The 18,438-nt window shown below is 64.8% G+C and carries 21 protein-coding genes; 13 read left to right on the forward strand and 8 right to left on the reverse strand.

Annotation, left to right across the window (positions count from 1 at the left end; translation table 11 throughout):
• The 3 genes from JT720_RS03335 to JT720_RS03345 are packed head-to-tail and all read left to right on the forward strand — an operon-like array spanning nt 1 to nt 3,850.
• Entirely contained in the window at nt 1–2,481 is a 2,481-nt protein-coding gene (locus JT720_RS03335) for a fimbria/pilus outer membrane usher protein (RefSeq protein WP_205479343.1), read from the forward strand.
• Nucleotides 2,481–3,410, forward strand: coding sequence for a hypothetical protein (locus JT720_RS03340; RefSeq protein WP_205479344.1), 930 nt, complete (start codon nt 2,481–2,483; stop codon nt 3,408–3,410). Before JT720_RS03335 ends, JT720_RS03340 begins: the two co-directional genes overlap by 1 nt.
• Before the next feature lie 11 nt (nt 3,411–3,421).
• On the forward strand, nt 3,422–3,850 hold the full coding sequence (locus JT720_RS03345; protein ID WP_205479345.1) for a hypothetical protein: 429 nt from the start codon (nt 3,422–3,424) through the stop codon (nt 3,848–3,850).
• A 574-nt stretch (nt 3,851–4,424) separates the two neighbouring features.
• Here JT720_RS03345 and JT720_RS03350 read toward each other — a convergent pair.
• From JT720_RS03350 to JT720_RS03360, 3 genes are read right to left on the reverse strand one after another with little or no spacing between them, the layout of a single operon-like run.
• Nucleotides 4,425–4,601 carry a hypothetical protein gene (locus JT720_RS03350; protein WP_205479346.1) on the reverse strand — a complete coding sequence of 59 codons (177 nt, stop codon included), beginning with the start codon at nt 4,599–4,601 and terminating at the stop codon, nt 4,425–4,427.
• 57 nt (nt 4,602–4,658) lie between these two features.
• On the reverse strand, nt 4,659–5,216 hold the full coding sequence (locus tag JT720_RS03355) for a flagellar biosynthetic protein FliO (RefSeq protein ID WP_205479347.1): 558 nt from the start codon (nt 5,214–5,216) through the stop codon (nt 4,659–4,661).
• Between the two features lies 1 nt (nt 5,217).
• Nucleotides 5,218–5,451, reverse strand: a complete 234-nt coding sequence (locus tag JT720_RS03360) for a FliM/FliN family flagellar motor switch protein (RefSeq protein WP_205479348.1) — start codon at nt 5,449–5,451, stop codon at nt 5,218–5,220.
• A 115-nt stretch (nt 5,452–5,566) separates the two neighbouring features.
• Between JT720_RS03360 and flgC the strand changes: the two genes are divergently transcribed.
• Genes flgC through flhB form a run of 5 tightly spaced genes read left to right on the forward strand, consistent with a single transcriptional unit; the run spans nt 5,567 to nt 8,405 of the window.
• Nucleotides 5,567–5,968 carry a flagellar basal body rod protein FlgC gene (gene flgC / locus JT720_RS03365; protein ID WP_205479350.1) on the forward strand — a complete coding sequence of 134 codons (402 nt, stop codon included), beginning with the start codon at nt 5,567–5,569 and terminating at the stop codon, nt 5,966–5,968.
• A 17-nt stretch (nt 5,969–5,985) separates the two neighbouring features.
• On the forward strand, nt 5,986–6,303 hold the full coding sequence (gene fliE, locus JT720_RS03370) for a flagellar hook-basal body complex protein FliE (RefSeq protein WP_205479352.1): 318 nt from the start codon (nt 5,986–5,988) through the stop codon (nt 6,301–6,303).
• A 2-nt stretch (nt 6,304–6,305) separates the two neighbouring features.
• Nucleotides 6,306–6,569: a flagellar biosynthetic protein FliQ gene (locus JT720_RS03375; RefSeq protein WP_205479354.1), complete on the forward strand. Its 264-nt coding sequence runs from the start codon at nt 6,306–6,308 to the stop codon at nt 6,567–6,569.
• Complete coding sequence (gene fliR, locus JT720_RS03380) at nt 6,566–7,339, forward strand: flagellar biosynthetic protein FliR (RefSeq protein ID WP_205479356.1); 774 nt, start codon at nt 6,566–6,568, stop codon at nt 7,337–7,339. Before JT720_RS03375 ends, fliR begins: the two co-directional genes overlap by 4 nt.
• Nucleotides 7,332–8,405 (forward strand): flagellar biosynthesis protein FlhB, encoded by a 1,074-nt coding sequence (flhB, locus tag JT720_RS03385; protein WP_205479358.1) that lies wholly within the window; start codon nt 7,332–7,334, stop codon nt 8,403–8,405. The genes fliR and flhB overlap by 8 nt, the downstream gene beginning before the upstream one ends.
• Here flhB and sdhA read toward each other — a convergent pair.
• From sdhA to sdhC, 3 genes are read right to left on the reverse strand one after another with little or no spacing between them, the layout of a single operon-like run.
• Entirely contained in the window at nt 8,402–10,210 is a 1,809-nt protein-coding gene (gene sdhA / locus JT720_RS03390; protein ID WP_205479360.1) for a succinate dehydrogenase flavoprotein subunit, read from the reverse strand. The two genes, flhB and sdhA, sit on opposite strands and share 4 nt — an antisense overlap.
• Nucleotides 10,210–10,641, reverse strand: a complete 432-nt coding sequence (gene sdhD, locus JT720_RS03395; RefSeq protein ID WP_205479361.1) for a succinate dehydrogenase, hydrophobic membrane anchor protein — start codon at nt 10,639–10,641, stop codon at nt 10,210–10,212. Before sdhD ends, sdhA begins: the two co-directional genes overlap by 1 nt.
• The gene (gene sdhC / locus JT720_RS03400; RefSeq protein ID WP_205479362.1) at nt 10,638–11,033 is read right to left on the reverse strand and encodes a succinate dehydrogenase, cytochrome b556 subunit; all 396 of its coding nucleotides are present in this window, start codon (nt 11,031–11,033) and stop codon (nt 10,638–10,640) included. The genes sdhD and sdhC overlap by 4 nt, the downstream gene beginning before the upstream one ends.
• Before the next feature lie 164 nt (nt 11,034–11,197).
• Here sdhC and JT720_RS13755 point away from each other — a divergent pair, with 164 nt between their 5' ends.
• The 4 genes from JT720_RS13755 (at nt 11,198) to JT720_RS03420 (ending at nt 15,174) form a co-directional block, all read left to right on the forward strand.
• Complete coding sequence (locus JT720_RS13755) at nt 11,198–12,538, forward strand: methyl-accepting chemotaxis protein (RefSeq protein ID WP_237219628.1); 1,341 nt, start codon at nt 11,198–11,200, stop codon at nt 12,536–12,538.
• 149 nt (nt 12,539–12,687) lie between these two features.
• Nucleotides 12,688–13,389 carry an SDR family NAD(P)-dependent oxidoreductase gene (locus JT720_RS03410; protein WP_205479363.1) on the forward strand — a complete coding sequence of 234 codons (702 nt, stop codon included), beginning with the start codon at nt 12,688–12,690 and terminating at the stop codon, nt 13,387–13,389.
• Entirely contained in the window at nt 13,379–14,293 is a 915-nt protein-coding gene (gene bla / locus JT720_RS03415; protein ID WP_205479364.1) for a subclass B3 metallo-beta-lactamase, read from the forward strand. The genes JT720_RS03410 and bla overlap by 11 nt, the downstream gene beginning before the upstream one ends.
• Nucleotides 14,290–15,174 (forward strand): 50S ribosomal protein L11 methyltransferase, encoded by an 885-nt coding sequence (locus JT720_RS03420; protein ID WP_205479365.1) that lies wholly within the window; start codon nt 14,290–14,292, stop codon nt 15,172–15,174. The genes bla and JT720_RS03420 overlap by 4 nt, the downstream gene beginning before the upstream one ends.
• A gap of 42 nt (nt 15,175–15,216) precedes the next feature.
• On the opposite strand, the gene JT720_RS03425 is transcribed toward JT720_RS03420, so the two are convergent.
• Together JT720_RS03425 and JT720_RS03430 are read right to left on the reverse strand one after the other, a co-directional pair.
• The gene (locus JT720_RS03425; protein ID WP_205479366.1) at nt 15,217–15,420 is read right to left on the reverse strand and encodes a hypothetical protein; all 204 of its coding nucleotides are present in this window, start codon (nt 15,418–15,420) and stop codon (nt 15,217–15,219) included.
• Nucleotides 15,421–15,587: 167 nt separating this feature from the next.
• Nucleotides 15,588–16,052 carry a type II toxin-antitoxin system antitoxin SocA domain-containing protein gene (locus JT720_RS03430; protein ID WP_205479368.1) on the reverse strand — a complete coding sequence of 155 codons (465 nt, stop codon included), beginning with the start codon at nt 16,050–16,052 and terminating at the stop codon, nt 15,588–15,590.
• Between the two features lie 175 nt (nt 16,053–16,227).
• Here JT720_RS03430 and scpA point away from each other — a divergent pair, with 175 nt between their 5' ends.
• The gene (gene scpA, locus JT720_RS03435; protein ID WP_205479370.1) at nt 16,228–18,423 is read left to right on the forward strand and encodes a methylmalonyl-CoA mutase; all 2,196 of its coding nucleotides are present in this window, start codon (nt 16,228–16,230) and stop codon (nt 18,421–18,423) included.
• Nucleotides 18,424–18,438: the final 15 nt, after the last annotated feature.

Below are 18,438 nucleotides of genomic sequence, written 5' to 3' on the forward strand. Positions count from 1 at the left end.
ATGCGCAGGAGCGTCACGGCCCTTCAGCTGGGCACTTGCCTGGGGACTGCGGGCCTGCTGGTGCTGGGCGCCACTCCGGCGCTTGCGGCGAGCGCAACGCCGGCCGCCACCGCCGACCGGCCGATGCCCGCGCCAGCGCGGATCAACCTGCCGCTGGTTTTCTCGGGCACATTCCTCGGCGATATCGGCGCGCAGATCGCGCCTGACGGATCAGGCCTGGCGCTCGATCCAGCCGACTTCGTTCGCCTTGCCGGCGACCGGCTGACCCCGACCATGAAGGCGCGGATCCAGGGAGCGCGCGGCTCGTCGGGCCTGGTCACCGCCGAGGAGTTCAAGGCGGCGGGTGTCGAGGTGGCCTACGATCCGGCGACGCTGGAGGTGTCGGTCAGCATCCCGCTCGACCAGCAGGGGCGCCGAAGCCTCGCGCTCGTCCAGGAAGCATCGGTCTTCGACAGCGACTATGACCCGCCGACGGGTTTTTCGGGCACCGGCATCTTCAACGTCAGCCAGAATGTCTCCCACGAGCAGGGCTGGTTCGGGGACTTCCAGCCGGTGAACGTTGCCGCGCAGACGGCCTTTAACCTGGGCGGAGCCAAGGGGCTGAACCTGTTCGCCGAGATGTTCTACGGCGGTGGGGAGGGCGGCTTGCGCCGCGGCGCCGTAACCCTGACGCGTGACGACCGGGACCGCGCGCTCCGGCTGATGGCCGGCGACATTTCGCCGACCGCTGCCGGATTCCAGTCCAGCCTGCCGATTGGCGGCATCGGAATCGAGAAGAATTATTCGCAGCTGCAGCCATACCGCAACGTCAGGCCGAGCGGGCTGTTCAAGTTCGCGCTGGACGAACCGGCGGTCGTGGAGGTGCTCGTCAACGGCGTGGTGGCACGGGCCTTCCGGCTCGAGCGAGGCCAGTATGACGTTCGCGACTTCAACTTCGCGTCGGGGCTCAACCGGATCGATATCTACGTCGTCGACGATTACGGGCGGCGGTTGCTCACGTCCTTTTCGCAATTCTTCAACTTCAACCTGCTCGACCCCGGCATCTCGGAGTTCGGCGCCTATGCCGGCTTTCCGCAGTTGCGCTCAGGTGGCGGTTCGATCGCTTATGGCGGCGATCCGACACTCACGCTCTTCTACCGCCGAGGACTGACGCAGTCCCTGACCGCGGGCTTCGACTTTCAGGCCGGTGGGGGACAGGCGGTCGGCGGCGTTTCGGCCGGGCTTGCGACCGGGATCGGAACCTTCGGCGTGGCGGGGGCCGTCTCGCGCGATGCCTTGGCGGGCGCGGGGCACCAGCTGCTGCTCAACTACGAGCTTGGTGGCAAGCCGGCAGCGTTCCTCGACAGCCCAGCGCTGAACGTGGAGGTCCGGCATCGGTCTAGGAACTTCGTCGCGCTAGGGGATGCCGCAGGCGACGACCCGACCAGGTTCGACCTTCGCGCGCGCTTCTCCGCCACGGTGTTCGACCGGTTCGGAGTTGGCCTGTCCGGGCTGATGACGACGAAGTACGGGAATCGGCCGAGCGACCGATCTCTCGGCTTGAATCTGTCCACGTCGCTGATGTCGATGACCTTCAATGCGAGCGCCGAGAGGACTCGTACGGAACGCGGGGCGGGGACGCGGTTCCTGCTTTCGGCGAGCCGTTCACTGGGCTTCCGGACCAGCGGCCGCTCGAGCTTCGACAGCCGGTCCCGCTCCACGCAGCTGGAATATTCCCGATATCGCGGGGACGAGCTGGGCGACTACGGATATCGCGCGCTCATATCCCGCGACCGCAGCGGTTTCGCCGGGTCGGGGGAGCTGAGCTACAATGCCAACCGCGCCTTCATCGCCCTTCGGCACGACCTCACGACCGACCTCGCCGGCAAGAACATGCGGCAGCGCTCTTCCTATTCGCTGGCGACCCAGGTCGCGTTCGCCGGTGACCGGGTCGGATTCGGCAGGCCTGTCGGAACGAACTTCCTGCTGGCCTATCCGCACCGGACGCTTCGCAGCAGCGTCCTCGTGACCCGTGGAATCGAGGACGAGAAGATCATCGCGCGGTCCGGGATCTTCGGCCCTGCGCTTGCGCCGGCCGGCGGAGCCCATGCGCCTCGGCGGGTCACGGTTCGTGCCGAGACGCTTCCTGACGGGTACGATCCTGGCAAGTCTTATTACGAACTGCTGCCCGGGCCGGCCACCGGCTATCTGGCGCAGGTCGGGTCCGACGCCTCACGCACGGTGCAAGGCAATCTGATCGACGGCAGCGGAGCCCCGATCGGCCTCGCTGTCGGCGACCTGGTGCGGATCGACAAGGCAGGCGGCAAGAAGGTTCAGATCTTCACCAATCGCGCCGGGAGGTTTGTTGCCACGGGTCTTGCGCCGGGCAAGTATCGCCTGGAGATCGGCGCAGACAAGCTCATCGCCGAGTTGGTCGTTGGCGAGGACCAGGATGGAATTATAGAAGTCGGTCGCGTTTCCGCCCGGCAGGAGGAACGCTGATGCTGCGGATGTTGAGTTTGGCCGCGGGCGCGTTGCTCCTCATGGCTGCGTCCCCTGCAGCGGCGGACCCGGCATGTGCGGCCTCGATGCGCCCGTCGGCGGGCGTCGCCCGCCTGATCTACGATCCGCTGAACGCGGTGCAGGAAACGCTGGAGATCGAACTCCTTCTCGAGCAGCAAAGCGCGAAACCGTGCCGTTACGCCCTGGCGATCGCAGGCGCGGGATCGAGCCGCCAGAGAATGATGCGCGATGCGCGCGGGCAGCTAACTTACGAGCTCCAGATCAATGGGGTGCTGGTCAGCAACGACCTGAATGCTCCGGCAGCGATCAACGGGAACGGTCGGCAGGTTTCGCGCGGAAGCGGGGAAGAGCGGAAGACGAGAACAATCCGGCTGAAGGCGATGATTCCCGCGGGTCAGTTCGCTCCCGCAGGTTTGTACGAGGACCAGCTGACCCTGCGACTGTACGATGTGACCGATGGTGTACCGCAGCAGGTCGGCAGCGATGTTCCGCTGATCATCGGAGGTGACGTCCCGGCGCGCGCCCAGATCAACCTGGCGGGGACGAGCTCGTCGGTGTTCGGGTCGGTCAACGCGGCCGGCCTGTCTTTCGGCCAGTTGGTCACGGGCGCGGAGCGGGATGCCTACATCCAGGTCCGTGCGACCGCTCCGGTTCTGCTGACGATTTCTTCGGCAAACAAGGGCGCCATGCGCCACAGGTCGGAGCCTGCCGCGACGGCGATCCCCTACGCTTTTTCTGTCGATGGGCAGGCACTGGACCTTCGTGGCGGGCCGAAGAGGCTGGACCGCAACCCGGCGCGCGGTCTGCAGGCCGAAAACTATCGGATGGCCGTACGGATCACAGACGCCGACAACCGCCAGGCAGGCACTTATGAGGACGTGATCACCATCACGGTCGAACCGAAATGAAGGGCCGCGCTATGGCGAATCCGCTGAAGATCCTGGGTTTGGTCGCGCTGGCGACTATGCCGTTCGAGGGAGCGGCGGGGCAGACTTCTGTCCAGATGCGGCTGTCCGGAACATTGCAACCTCGCTGCAATGCGAAGGTCCATGACTTGCAAGTGACGCCAGGTGAGGACCTCAAGCTAACTTTGCAGATCGCGCATAGCTGCAATGCGGCTCACACGCTCTTGCTGCGGGTGACGAAGGGGGCTGGTGCGGACCTCACCCGAACGAGCGTGAATTACAACGGGAAACAGCCGTCGATGAGAACGGAAGAGACTGTCAGCTTTCGCTACAATCTTCCGGTGACAACTGCCGGGCTGTTGACGATCAGCCTGCCAAGAGCTTCCAAGAGGGAGCGTGACGCCATCGTGCAGACATTCACGGTGATGATAGTTCCAGATTGAAAAGGATCAGCGATAGCGGAAGACCTGGTGCCTAATGATCTGAGGATTGTAGGGGATCGCCACAGCAGGAGTGATCTTTGGTTTCCGCTTCGGGGACGGAGTGGATTGGACTAGTCGGAAACGGCGTTAGTATCGTGATCTCGCGACAGTTTGCTCACCCGCGTAACTCAGACGCCTGTCACACCTAACCCGCAGCGGACAAGAGTCCGCTTGTGGGTGCCGGCAACCAGGTCATTGATGACTGGAGAGGGCGCTGTGCGGACAATCCAATTTGCATGAACAAACGTCTGCTGTCCGCCGGTGCTTACCCGTAAGCCGCCGTTCCGCTTCCCACCATGGGCGGACGTGCCCAACCAAGCGCGGTTGGATGATCAGGCATCAGTTACTCGGTCCGACGCACGGTGGGTGCAGACTTGACGTAGGCTTGATGGCGCCCGATTGAAGCCTGCAGGACGTACGTGTCGGTAGTACGAAGTTGTACGAAACGCCGTCGGACCGGATTGTAAGTTATTGACTTCAGGTCGTCACCGCGACGGCAAACCCCTCCCGTAGAGGTCACTACCAGGTTGCGGATCTAGATACCGGAACCCTGCGGTTCGCTCAGGCCTTGTTGACGAAGCGCGCGAGCCTGCTCGACGTGCAGGGACGACAGTCGCAGATGGAGCATCGCCGCCGTGGCGGACTTCGCCTTTCGGCTGGCATCAAGTTCATTGCGCGCGCGAAGCGCGTGAAATTCGATATCTTCGCTCACCGGTCCCACCCCAGGTTGCTGCCCGAGTCGTATGCCTTCCGAATGTGTCGGCAACATTTACATGTGTGACTCTTTTTGGTCGGCGGAAACCGCCGAGATTCGAGCGAGTGCCATGCCGAAGCTCTCATTTGACAGCATGAGTCGCCGTCTTCGGATCTGATGTCTCAGAAGCCGCGCGCATCGCTTGCCCGTCACCCGTAAGCTTCGCCACGCCGCCTGCACGAGTGTTCGCGCCCCGTTCATCGCCGCGGCGGTGCGGGCCTGTGCCTGCTCGATCCGTTTGGCTGCCATGGCTCGCTGAGCTTCAATCTCGGACTTCCGCGCCTCCTCCGCTTGGCGGTCGCATGCGTCCCGCACGATCGCGCTTTCGACGACAGCGGTTCCTTCCGGTCCGATCACCAGCAAGTGCTCGCGGCCGTCCCTCCGGATCAGCAGTACCGAACGGCGGCTGTCGATGGGGGTGCGCTCAACCACCTCGACCCGCCTTGGCCCTGTACCGGATCCTGTCATGCCTGGGCCGAGGTTGAACCGCCGGGCAAACCAGAGGCCGCCGACCAGTACCCCTAGGACCACGGCCAACGACCCAAGGGTTCTCAGCAGGGATAGCGCATCCATCTCAGCCGTTCCGACTCAGCATCTCGCCAAGCTCGAAGGTCATCCGGTCTCCTTTCACCTGAACCCGACCCCGCGCCACGGCAACGCCGTTGACATGCAACTCGCTCGGATCATCACAACCGCAATCGAGGGGGATCATGGTGCCGCGTCCCATCTTGAGCACCTGGCGAATGGTCAGCTGGGTGGAACCCAGCACCACCGACAATTGCACCTGAACTCCTGCTAGCGCGGTCATCGGCGAACACTCCTTCTTCTCGCTCCATAGAAAGGAGAATCGGGTCAGCCCGACTGGAGTAGGCAAAATCTGCCTAGAAGGGGACTAGCGGCATCGGGCCGCAAGGAAGCAATGGATGGACCTGAAGTCGGTCACCCAGATCTCCGCCTCGGGGCTTAAGGCGCAATCGTTGCGCATGCGGGTCATTGCGGAAAACCTCGCAAATGCAGACAGCGTGGCAGTCACGCCGGGCGGGGACCCGTACCGACGCAAGCTCGCCGTCTTTCGCCCGCATTCGACAAGTGCCGGGGAAGGAGTGAAGGTGCAGGGCATTGCTCGCGACCGGTCCGACTTTGAGCGCGTGTACGAGCCCGGCAACCCCGCAGCGGACGCGCAGGGCTATGTCAGGCACGCGAACGTCAACAGCCTGATCGAGACCGCCGACATGAAGTCCGCACAGCGCAGCTACGAGGCCAACCTCAACGCGATCGAAGCCGCGCGCGGGATGACCCTGCGCACCATCGACCTCCTGAAGTAACCGAAAGGAAGCCATTCATGTCCATCGGCGCACTCGATGCGGCGTCGGCCTATGCGCGCGTGCTCGGAACGGGCGCAGGCAAGCCGGCTGCCCCCACCACCAGCTCGAGCGAGGGCGGCGGCGCCTTCGGCGTCATGGTCGAAGACCTCGTCTCCTCCACCGCTGCCACCATGCGCACCGCGGAGCAGGCGACCGCCGCACAGGTCGCGGGCAAAGGCGATCTGATCGACGTAGTCACCGCCATGGGCGCGGCAGAAACGGCGCTCGATACCATGGTGGCGGTGCGGGACCGCGTAGTCTCCGCCTACCAGGACATCATGCGGATGCAGATCTGACCATGGCGCCCGCCGATGTCATGGAACTCACCCGCGCCGCGCTGCTGCTGATCCTGACAGTCGCGGGTCCGCTGCTGATCGCCTCACTGATCACGGGTGTCGTGATTGGGCTGCTGCAGGCGCTCACCCAGGTGCAGGAGATGACTCTGACCTTCGTACCCAAGCTGCTGGTGATGGGCGTTGTCTTCCTCATGTGCCTGCCGATGATCGGACAGGCGTTGGGGCAGTTCATGACCCTTGTTAGCGAGCGGATCATCGGCGGATGACCGCCGCGCTTTTCGCCGAATTCCCGCTCTACGCCACCACCTTCCTGTTGCTTTTCGCGCGGGTCGGATCGGTGCTGATGCTGCTTCCGGTCTTTTCGGAAGAAGCGGTACCCGGGTACGTGCGACTGCTGCTGGCGCTCGGATTGACGCTGGCGCTTTGCGGTCTGCTTGGCAGCAACGTGCTCCCCCATGCTCGCGATGAGCGCGCGCTACTCGGCCTGCTGCTCATTGAGCTGCTCGTCGGCCTTTCGCTTGGAATGCTGGTGAAACTGTTCTTTCAGGCAATCGGCATGGCCGGTTCTCTGGTCAGCATGCAGGTGGGTTTGAGTTCCGCACTGCTGTTCGACCCGGGCCTGGGCGGCCAAGTGCCGGTGCTGGCCAAGCTGTGCGCGCTTGCTGCCGCCCTGGTCTGCCTCGGGCTCGGCATCCACCACCTTTGGATCGCGGCCATCGTCCGCAGCTACAGCGTGTTCCCAGTGGGCGCCATGCCGACCCTCGGCGACCTTGCCCAGCTTGCGATCGCAACCGTCGGCAAGTCTTTCGCGCTGGCGGTCAGCCTCGCCGGACCCTTCCTCGTCTATGGTTTCCTGTTCAACCTGGCGCTGGGCTTCTCCTCCCGCCTGGCCCCGGCCATCCAGGTGTTCTTCATCGCGCAGCCTCTGAACTTGCTGCTCGGCCTGGCCCTGTTCGCCGGAACAGTCGGCGGCATGCTAAGCCTGTTCGGCGACCAGTTTGCGCTGTGGCTGCAGGACGGCTGGACTCGTGTCTGAGGACCAGGACAGCAAGACTCACGCGCCCACGCCCAAGCGGCTGGAGGACGCTCGCCGCAAGGGCGAAGTCGCGACCGCGCCCGAGATGCGCCATGCCGTCATGCTGCTGGCCTTGCTGGCGGCGTGCGCTTGGTTCGCCACCATCACTGTGACCTCCGTTAACCGACTGTCGGAAGGGCTATGGGGCCGCGCCGAGGATTTCCGCCTCGATCCTGCTGGCGCTCAACTCCTGGCTTCCACCCTGCTCCTGGAACTCGCGCGCGCGCTTCTCCCCATGCTGGGGCTATTCTTGGTGGCGGGCGTTGCGATACCCTTCATCCAAGGCCGGCCGACCCTCAGCCGGGCGCGGCTGAAGCTGCAGTGGAAGAAGCTCAACCCCTTTGCCGGCTTGAAGCGCCTCTTCGGCCCGCAGGGACTCGTCGAATTCGCCAAGACCCTCGCGAAGTGCATCGCAGTGCTGCTCATCTGCATCTGGGTCCTGCGCCCGCACCTAACCGCGCTCGACCAGCTTGTCGGTATGCACCCGGCCGACATCCTGCGCACCGCCGGCACCCTGTCGCTCACGCTGATCAAGGCCGTGCTGCTGCTGGTTGGCGCGATCGCCATATTTGACTTCCTCTACCAGCACCGCGCTTTCCTGAAGCGCATGCGCATGTCGCTTCAGGAACTGAAGGACGAGCACAAGGAAAGCGACGGCAACCCTGAGGTGAAGGCCCGACAGCGCCAGATCGCCGCCGCTCGCTCACGCGCTCGCATGATGTCCGCGATCCCGACGGCCAGTGTGATCGTCACGAACCCGACTCACTACGCGATAGCGCTCAAGTACGACCATGGCGCCATGCGCGCGCCGGTCGTGGTCGCCAAGGGCACCGACCTGGTCGCCCTGCGCATCCGCGAGCTTGCTGCCGAGCACAGGGTCCCGATCATCGAGAGCCCGCCCCTTGCCCGGGCGCTCTACGCCGGGGCGGATGTGGACCGACCCATACCCGTCGAGTTCTACGCCGCTGTGGCCGAAATCATCAGCACCGTGATGAAGCTCGCGCGGGAGCGGCGCGGGGCCGCTTAGTAAACCCGCGCCTTTGGCTTGATGTAGCCGACTTCCTCAGTGAGCGTGTATTCGTGTACCGGGCGGTAGTCGATGGCGACACCGCGGCCGAAATCGCCGCCCCACCCATCGAGCCACGCGACTGTGTGCTTCATCCAGTTCGCGTCATCACGCTGCGGATAGTCCTCATGCATGTGTGCGCCGCGGCTCTCCTTGCGGTTGGCGGCGCAGTGCATGGTGACAACGGCCTGGCCGAGCATGTTGTCGAGCTCGAGCGTCTCGATGAGGTCGGTGTTCCAGATCAGGCTGCGGTCCGTGACGCGTACGTCGGCCATGCGGCTGAAGATAGCATTGATGCTCGCCTTCCCTTCCTCCAGTGTCCGCTCCGTGCGGAAGACGGCACAGTCCCGCTGCATCGTCTTCTGCATCTCCAGCCGGATCTGAGAGGTCGGGCTGCTGCCCTCGGCATGGCGGAACCTGTCGAGGCGGGCGAGTGCCAGGTCGGCGCTGTCGGCCGGCAGCAGCTTCTGTGCCGCCCCGCCCTTGATCACCTCGCCAAGACGGTGGCCGGCAGCGCGACCGAACACCACCAGGTCAATCAGGCTGTTCGAGCCCAGGCGATTGGCGCCGTGCACGGACACGCACGCGGCCTCGCCGACCGCGAACAGGCCCGGCACCACCGCATCCGGGTTGCCGTCCTTCAGCGTGACGACCTCGCCATGATAGTTGGTCGGGATGCCACCCATATTGTAGTGCACGGTCGGCACCACCGGGATCGGCTGGCGGGTGAGGTCCACGCCGGCGAAGATCTTCGCGGTCTCAGTAATGCCGGGCAGGCGCTCGCCCAGGATCTTCGGGTCGATGTGATCGAGGTGAAGGAAGATATGGTCCTTCTCCTTGCCGACGCCCCGGCCTTCGCGGATCTCCATCGCCATGGAACGGGACACCACGTCGCGGCTGGCGAGGTCCTTCGCGCTCGGCGCATAGCGCTCCATGAAGCGCTCGCCTTCAGAATTTGTGAGGTAGCCACCCTCGCCGCGCGCGCCCTCGGTGATCAGCACGCCGGCGCCATAGATCCCGGTCGGGTGGAACTGCACGAACTCCATATCCTGCAGCGGCAGACCAGCCCGCAGCACCATGGCGTTGCCGTCGCCGGTGCAGGTGTGCGCCGAGGTGGCCGAGAAATAGCAGCGCCCGTAGCCGCCTGTCGCCAGCACAACGGCCTGGCTCCGGAAGCGATGAATGGAGCCATCGTCCATACACATGGCGACGAGGCCGCGGCACTCGCCGTCGACCATGATCAGGTCGAGTGCGAAATACTCGATGAAGAAGTCCGCGTCATACTTCAGGCTCTGCTGGTAGAGCGTGTGAAGCATGGCATGACCGGTGCGATCGGCGGCCGCGCAGGTTCGCTGGGCCGCCGGGCCTTCGCCCATGTTCTGGGTCATGCCGCCGAAGGCGCGCTGATAGATGCGCCCATCGTCCGTCCGGCTGAATGGGAGGCCGGCGTGCTCCAGCTCGTAGACGGCCGCCGGCGCTTCCCGGCAGAGATATTCAATCGCGTCCTGGTCGCCCAGCCAGTCAGAGCCCTTGACCGTATCGTACATGTGCCAGGTCCAGTGATCCGGGCCCATATTGCCGAGACTGGCGGCAATCCCGCCTTGCGCCGCCACAGTGTGGCTGCGGGTCGGGAAGACCTTGGTCACGCACGCCGTCTTCAGCCCCTGTTCTGCTGCCCCCATCGTCGCGCGCAGGCCGGCGCCACCGGCACCGACAACCACCACGTCATAGACATGGTCGATGATCTTGTAGGCAGTCGAACTCATTATGCTGAAGCTCCGAAGGCGATGCGCGCCAGGGCAAAGAGGGCAAGTGCCCCTACGCCCACATGTAGGAAGAGGCTGACGATGGTCCAGAACAGGCGGCCGCCATCGTCACCCTGGTAATCGTCGATAATCACCTTCACGCCCTCGAGGCTGTGCTCGAAGCAGAGGTAGACGAACAGCGCCATCGGAACGAACCCGAGCGGAGAGCGCAGCCACTCGGCGAGCGTGTCCATGCGGAGGTCCGGCAGCAGAAGCAGCGATATGATGAACCACACGCCAAGCAGGAGGAGTGCGGCCGATGACACGCGCTCGCGGACCCAATGCTCACCACCATGACGCGCAGAGCCGAGCCCACGAACCTTCCCGAGGGCAGTCTTTCCCTCAGGGGCCGAGTTACGGTCGAAACGACCCATCTGCTTCGGACCGGTCATGCGCGCACCAGAAGGATGTAGGCCCAAAGGGCAAGGGTGAGGAGGAGCGAAGCCGCCATGGTGGCGTAAGCCATGGTCTTGTTGGTATTGAGTTCGAATCCCGCGCCCACGTCCATGATCAGGTGGCGAATGCCCGAAGCGGTATGCTGCAAGAAGGCCCAGGTCAGACCGATCAGAACGAAGAGGCCAAGCGGATGCGTTGCAGCCTCCGTGAACGTCTTGTAGCTCGCCGCCCCGCCAGCGATGGCCAGCAGCCACCAGGTAAGCAGGACGAGACCGGCAATGGACAGCGCCATGCCGGTCCCACGGTGGAGGATGGAGACCAGCATGTGTGGCCCCCACTTCCAGATAGTCAGGTGCGGCGACAGCGGCCGGTTGATGTTTCTAGCCATGAGCCGGATCGGGTTCCTCAACGAAAACAGGCGTGGGCGGCGCTTAAGGCCGCGCCGCGTTCAGGGCAAGCTGGACCGAAGGGCAGTCGGCCTAACCCGCTCTTAACCATTGCCGTTCCAATACGAGCCCAGCTTCAGACGGCACGCAATCGAAGAGGACGTTCATGGCAGGGCGGCAGAGTAAGGATCACGGCTACGATCTGGCGAAGGGACTCTCCCTGTACGACGCCAGCGGCGGCCTTCCGGAGCGTGCTGCAGCGCTGTGGCAGCGGATTGACAGTGCGCAGTCGGATCTCGCCCGTGAATTCTGGCGCCGTTATCGCCGCTCTCCGGAGATCAAGACGCCAATCAGTGACGAACACGTCGAGCAGCTCGCCGAGCGAATCCTGCCTTACCTGCGGGACAAATTCGCTCGCATCGACAATCCTGCCTGGGTCTCGACTGCCCGCTCCTATGTGGAAAAGGCCCTTTCGAACGGTGTGAGCCTCTCCACTCTGCTTGCAGGCCTTGCGTCGGAGACCGAGGCAGCATTCAAGGCGATCCGCTCCGCAGTCAGCGATCCCGATGAGATCATCCTCTTTTGCCGGACCCTTTCTGAAATCGAGGCGCTCGAGATCGACGTCTTCGTTCACCACGCGATCGATATCACCCGTACCGAAGTGGATTCTCGACAAGCCGGGCAGGCCAGTGAGTTCAACCGCAAGGTGATGGGTGTGGTAACCCGCTGCACCGGTGAAAGCGACCAACTGCGCACGCAGGCGGTCGCAACCTCGCAGAGCGCGCGGGGCATGCTCGGCAAGACCAGTGAAGTTGCCGCCGCTGCCGAACAATCGGCGGTCGCCATGCGCGAGGCTGCGCAGACGGCCGCCGGATTGATCCGCGCGATCGAGGATGCCCGCTCCGAGGTCGAAGTTGCGGCGGATGTCGCGACCCGCGCCGGAGACCAGGCTTCGCAAGCGGTGAAGGTCAGCCAGATGCTGTCCAGCCACGTGGAGGCGATCGAGTCGATCCTCGGGCTCATTCGCGATATCGCCGGCCAGACCAACCTGCTCGCACTCAACGCAACAATCGAGGCCGCCCGCGCAGGCGATGCGGGCCGCGGCTTCGCCGTCGTGGCGCAGGAGGTGAAGAGCCTCGCCAGTCAGACCGCGCGCGCAACCGACGACATCACCGCCAAGATCACTGCGATCCAGCAGGCCACTCGCCAGACGGTCGATGCGAACGGCTCGATCCAGAGCACCGTGGAGGAAGTACAAACCTCGGCCGATCGCATCCGGCAGGCGATGGAGCTTCAGGCCCAGACGGTCACCATGATCACTGCGGCGGTCGACGAAACAGCGCTTGCGGCAGATTCGATGAGCTCCACGATCGCCGCCATTCGCGCGGACACGGAAAAGGTCGCGCAGGAAATCGACCAGGTGGAACAGGGCTTCGGTCGCTTCAGCGAGCAGATCGCCGATTTCCGCAATGCGACGAACGAATTCGTGTCAAGGTTCGCCGCGTAGGTTCAACCGTCAATTCCGCGCAGGCGGGGATCCATCTCCCAGCCTCCTCGCCCAACCGACGTTGCCGAGATGGACTGACCTGACAGCCACTCCGTTTCCCGCCTCAGCGGGAGTGACGGCACGAGTGTCTTGCGATACTCGGAGCCCCCATGAACATCCTCCTCACCGGAGCCAGCCGAGGGATCGGCGCGGCCGCTCGCACCGCACTCGAACAGGCCGGTCACCGTGTCGCCGGCCACTCCACCCGGGGAGGCTCGGGGCTGATCGATGCCGACCTGGCCCTTCCCGACGCGCCCCGCCGATTATGGGACCAGGCCGTTCACGCGCTCGGCGGACGGATTGATGTACTGATCAACAATGCCGGCATCTACGAAGGTGTTCCCGACGACGCGCCCGACGAGGGTTGGCATGCGGCTTGGGCGCGGACCATGACCATCAACCTGCAAGCCTCGAGCGACCTCAGCCGTTTGGCTATCGCGCACTTTCGCACGTTCGGTGGCGGCCGGATCGTCAACGTCGCCAGCCGTGCCGCCTATCGGGGCGACTCGCCCCAGCACTGGCATTACGCTGCGTCGAAAGCGGCCATGGTTGGCGTCACCAAGACGATCGCCCGCGGCTATGCCGCCGAGAACATCGTGGCGTTCGCCGTCTGCCCTGGCTTCACCGTGACCGAGATGACTGAAGAATATCTCGCCAGCCGAGGTGGCGAGAAGATCCTCGCCGAGATCCCGCTCGGCCGAGTGGCCAGTGCCGCCGAGATCGGTGAGATCATCCGCTGGCTGGCGACGGAAGCCCCGGCATCCGCCACTGGCTCCGTCATCGATGCCAACGGTGCGAGCTATGTCCGCTAACCTCATCGTGCTGGCACTTGCGACGCAACAGATCGTCATCCCGCTCGGCCCGCCTCCGGCGCAGGTCGAGCGCGCTCGTGCTCCGATCGAGCAGGCTGGCCCCGAGTGGGTTCAAGCCTGCGGTGGCTCGACCGAGTGGGATCAGCCCGCGCCGCCCGTCCGCATCCACGGCAACACCTATCTGGTCGGAACCTGCGGCATTGCGGCCATCCTGATCACCGGTCGAGACGGGCACATCCTGATCGACAGCGGCACGGAAAAGGGCGCGGACGTCGTGGCGCGCAACATTCGTCAGCTCGGCTTCAAGCTCTCGGACGTGAAGTATCTTCTCCATAGCCATGAGCATCTCGACCATGTCGGCGGCATGGCTCGCTTGCAGCAGCTGACGGGGGCGCAGCTCATTGCGTCGCCAGCCGCCGCCAAGGTGTTCGCCACGGGCACCAACGGCGGCAACGACCCACAGGCTGGCATGCACAAGCCCTTCCCCGCCGCTCGCGTAGACCGGTTGATAGAGGACAACGGAACGGTGCGGCTGGGCGAACTCCTGCTGACGGCAATCGCAACCCCCGGCCACACGCCTGGCGCTCTCAGCTGGACCTGGGGCAGCTGTGACGGAGGCGTGTGCCGGCGCATGGTTTATGCGGATAGCCTGTCTGCCATCAGCAGCGACACATACCGCTTCAGCGATCATCCGGCCTATCTCGCCGCGTTCCGCTCCGGTCTGGCGAGGCTCGCCGCGACGGACTGCGACATCCTCCTTACCCCGCACCCGGCCGCCAGCAACCTGCCTGAGCGTATCTCGGGCACCGCCTCGCTCACCAACCCTCAGGCTTGCCGCGACTATGCGGCGGCAGCGGGCAAGCGCCTCGACGTGCGCTTGGCAGCGGAAGCGGCGCCCAAGTGAGCTGGCGCGTCACCCTCCCCTGCAACCGTGCCCAGGCGGAGGCCCTCCCCGAGGCCGATGACCTGTTCACCGAAACTGACGTCCCGCCGGTTCTGGTCGCTGATGAGCCCGATCCGTCCAGGCCGGATGACTGGCTGATCCACGCCTACTTCGAGCATGAGCCCACCGGCGACGATCTCGCGCTCCTCTGCCGCCTTTCCAGCGGACCGCCCCGCATCGAGCAGCTCGGTGAGGAAGACTGGGTCACGCAGAGCCAGGCCGGGCTTCAGCCGATCCAGGCCGGCCGTTTCTACGTCCATACGCCCACGCATCGCGATGCCATTCCGGCAGGAGCCATTGCTTTCGAGATCGACGCCGGGCTCGCCTTCGGCACGGGCCAGCATGCCACGACCGCGGGCTGCCTGGCTGCGCTGGACCGGCTGCAGCGCCAGGGCAAGCATTTCGTCAATGTCGCCGACATCGGCACCGGCACTGGCCTTCTCGCCTTTGCCGCACTCAAGCTCTGGCCCGAAGCGCGCGCCATTGCGACCGACATCGACCCGATTGCAGTCGATGTGGCCCGCGACAATGCGCTGATTAATGGCATCGCGATGGGACACGCTCCCGGCGAGCTGCTGCTGGCGGTTGCCGATGGCATGGACTCGCCCCTTCTCAGCGCCCGTGCTCCGTTCGACCTGCTCATCGCGAACATTCTTGCCGGCCCCCTGATCGAGCTCGCGCCAGACTTCGTGCAGGCACTCGCACCCGAGGCGACGCTCATCCTCGCTGGGCTACTGGACACGCAGGCGCACGCCGTCGCTGTCGCCTACAGACAGCATGGCCTAGAGGTTCTGGAGAAGAGTGAGGGCGAGTGGCCAGTGCTGGTGCTTAGCGGGCGTTGATCCTTCGGCTTGTCGACCGGCACCCAGCTTGTGCCGGGCTCGTCAGGAAGTCTTCGCTGACATCACGCCGAAGCAACGGTCGGGCGGCAGCCCAAGGCCGAAAGCCGCCCGAATGATCGCATGGGCAAGCACCACAAGCGCGATCAGACCCTCCGACGAGTGTCCATTCGGGCGGAGGGCCACGCCCGTCATGAGTGCGACCACGATGGCGATGCTGACATGCTGCTGCCAGAGTCGGTGCTTCACGACCAGTGCACGCCTCCGGTCGCGACGTAGTTCGCGAGTGGTCCGAGCCCGAGCCTCTTCAAGTTCTATTTGCCGCATCAGAAATGCGATGGGGTTCGGCTGTTTCGATATCGTCCGCTACACAGCCGCGTCCGACCTCGGCAAGGCCGGCTGTGCAGATGTCCGTGTCAACGCCGTGACCGGGAGGATGAGGAGGCAAGTTCAACAAATTGCTCACGCACAAGCAGGTGGGATATGTCTTTGAACCTGCCTGCGCCGCGCTGATACACCTGCTCCCACGGCGCGTTCGCGCGACGCGTGAGGTTCGACAGCTGCGACGCCGGGAAGCTCCCATACTCCTTATAGGTTCGGACAATCATCGCCACTTCAACTGCGTCCAGACCGGAGGAAGTTTCCGCGTCCGCTTGGCAGCTTGTGGTTCCAAAAACGGGATCAAGGCCTCGACCTGCCAGAGCGTCCGCAAGCCGGCGGTAGATCGGCCCATGGTCCCACGCTTCGGGTCGATCTCCCGTTAGGGGCTGACCAGTCGCGGCCAGACACCAACCATGAGCAATGTAGACCAGCTTCTGCAATTGCAGCTGGTCCAGCGTTCGGCCGTCCTGCTTGGCCAAAGCGATGAACTTGTCGGCCACTTCAGTTGACCAAGCCGGCATGAACAATCCTTTCGGTCCCGTTCTAACCCGCTCGGAACGAAACAGGAACTGCCTTCTCGTCCAGCTTGGAGGGAAGTGCCTCCGGGGCAGCGCCGTGGGCTCGACAGGACCTTTATGCTGGACCGTTCGTCGCGACTGGCTAGAGGGTTGAATCATGTCCAACGACAAGCTTGAAGCCTGGAAGAACCTCGCCACGAAGGAGGCCCGCGGCCAGGATCTGACCCGCACCACGCCGGAGGGCATCACTCTGAAGACGGTCTACGGTCCGCAAGACGCAGCCGGGATCGACAGCGGCTACCCCGGCGCCGCGCCCTACACGCGCGGCCCGTATGCGACCATGTACGCGGGGCGGCCATGGACCATCCGGCAGTATGCGGGCTTCTCCACCGCCGAAGAATCCAACGCCTTCTACCGCCGCAACCTCGCCGCCGGGCAGAAGGGCCTGTCCGTCGCCTTCGATCTCGCCACCCATCGCGGCTACGACAGCGACCATCCGCGCGTCTCCGGCGATGTCGGCAAGGCCGGCGTGGCGATCGATAGCGTTGAGGACATGAAGCTCCTCTTCGACGGCATCCCACTGGACGAAATGTCAGTCTCCATGACCATGAACGGCGCGGTGCTGCCGATCATGGCCTTCTACATCGTTGCGGGCGAGGAGCAGGGGGTCGACCGCGCGAAGCTTTCCGGCACAATTCAGAACGACATCCTGAAAGAGTTCGCGGTCCGCAACACCTACATCTACCCGCCCGAACCCTCGATGCGGATCGTTAGCGACATCATCGCCTACACGAGCCGCGAGATGCCGAAGTTCAACAGCATCTCCATCTCCGGCTACCACATGCACGAGGCCGGGGCGACGGCGGTGCAGGAGATGGCCTACACGCTGGCCGACGGCATTGAATATGTCCGCGCCGCGGTGAAGAGCGGGCTCGACATCGACGCCTTCGCGCCGCGCCTCAGCTTCTTCTGGGGCATCGGCATGAACCTCTTCATGGAAGTCGCCAAGATGCGCGCGGCGCGCACGCTGTGGGCGCGGATCATGACCGACCTCGGCGCCAAGTCCGAAAAGTCCAAGCTGCTCCGCACCCACTGCCAGACCAGCGGCGTCTCCCTGACCGAGCAGGACCCGTACAACAACATCGTTCGCACCACGATCGAGGCGCTGGCGGCGGTGCTGGGCGGCACTCAGTCGCTGCACACCAACAGCTTCGACGAGGCGATCGCGCTGCCGACCGACTTCTCCGCCCGCATCGCGCGGAATACGCAGCTGATCCTGGCGGAGGAGAGCTGGGTCACTGCCGTCGCCGATCCGCTCGGCGGGTCTTGGTATGTCGAGGCGCTCACCCGCGAGCTGGAGGAGCGAGCCTGGGCCTTGATCGAGGAGGTCGAGGCGCATGGCGGCATGACCAAGGCTGTTGCCGAGGGACTGCCCAAGAAGCGGATCGAGGAGGCCGCTGCCGAGCGCCAGGCAAAGGTCGACACGGGCGAGACGGTGATCGTCGGCGTGAACCGCTACCGACTGGAGAATGAGCCGGAAATCGACATCCTGGAGGTGGACAACGCCAAGGTGCGCGCCGGGCAGATCGAGCGGCTGGCCCAGGTTCGGGCGAGCCGGGACGAGGCGAAGGTGCGGGCGGCGCTGGAGGCGCTCGAGGCTGGAGCGCGAAGCTCCCCCCGCGCCCACGCTGAGCCTGTCGAAGCGTCTCTCACCACCCTTCGACAGGCTCAGGGTGAGCGCAACTTGCTGGCCCTCGCCGTGGAAGCGGCACGCGTCCGCGCGACGCTGGGCGAAATTTCCGATGCGCTCGAACGCGCCTTCGGCCGCTACGCCACCAAGCCCGAGCCCGTCACCGGCATTTACGGCAAGCGCTCAGACGTGCGCTGGCAAGGCGCACTCCAGGGCACGCAAGCCGTGACCACCCGCCTCGGCCGCAAGCCCCGCATCCTCGTCGCCAAGATGGGGCAGGACGGCCACGACCGCGGCGCCAACCTGGTGTCGAGCGCGTTCGGCGACCTCGGCTTCGAGGTCATCGCCGGCCCGCTGTTCCAGACCCCGCGCGAGGCGGCCGAACTGGCCGTCGGCAGCGACGTCGACGTGGTCGGCGCCTCCAGCCTCGCGGCCGGGCACAAGACGTTGATCCCCGAGCTGATCGACCATCTGAAGGACCTCGGCCGGGCCGACATCAAGGTTGTCGCCGGCGGGGTCATCCCACCGCAGGACTACGCCGCTCTCCGCGCCGCGGGGGTGCAGGCGATCTTCGGCCCCGGCACCAACCTCGCCGACGCCGCGGACGAGGTGCTGCGGCTGCTCGGGCACAACAAGCCGCCGATAGATGAGGCGGCGGAGTAAGGGGGAATTATGCTG

The sequence above is a fragment of the Sphingomonas arenae genome, from assembly GCF_016924655.1.
Taxonomy (GTDB): domain Bacteria; phylum Pseudomonadota; class Alphaproteobacteria; order Sphingomonadales; family Sphingomonadaceae; genus Sphingomicrobium; species Sphingomicrobium arenae.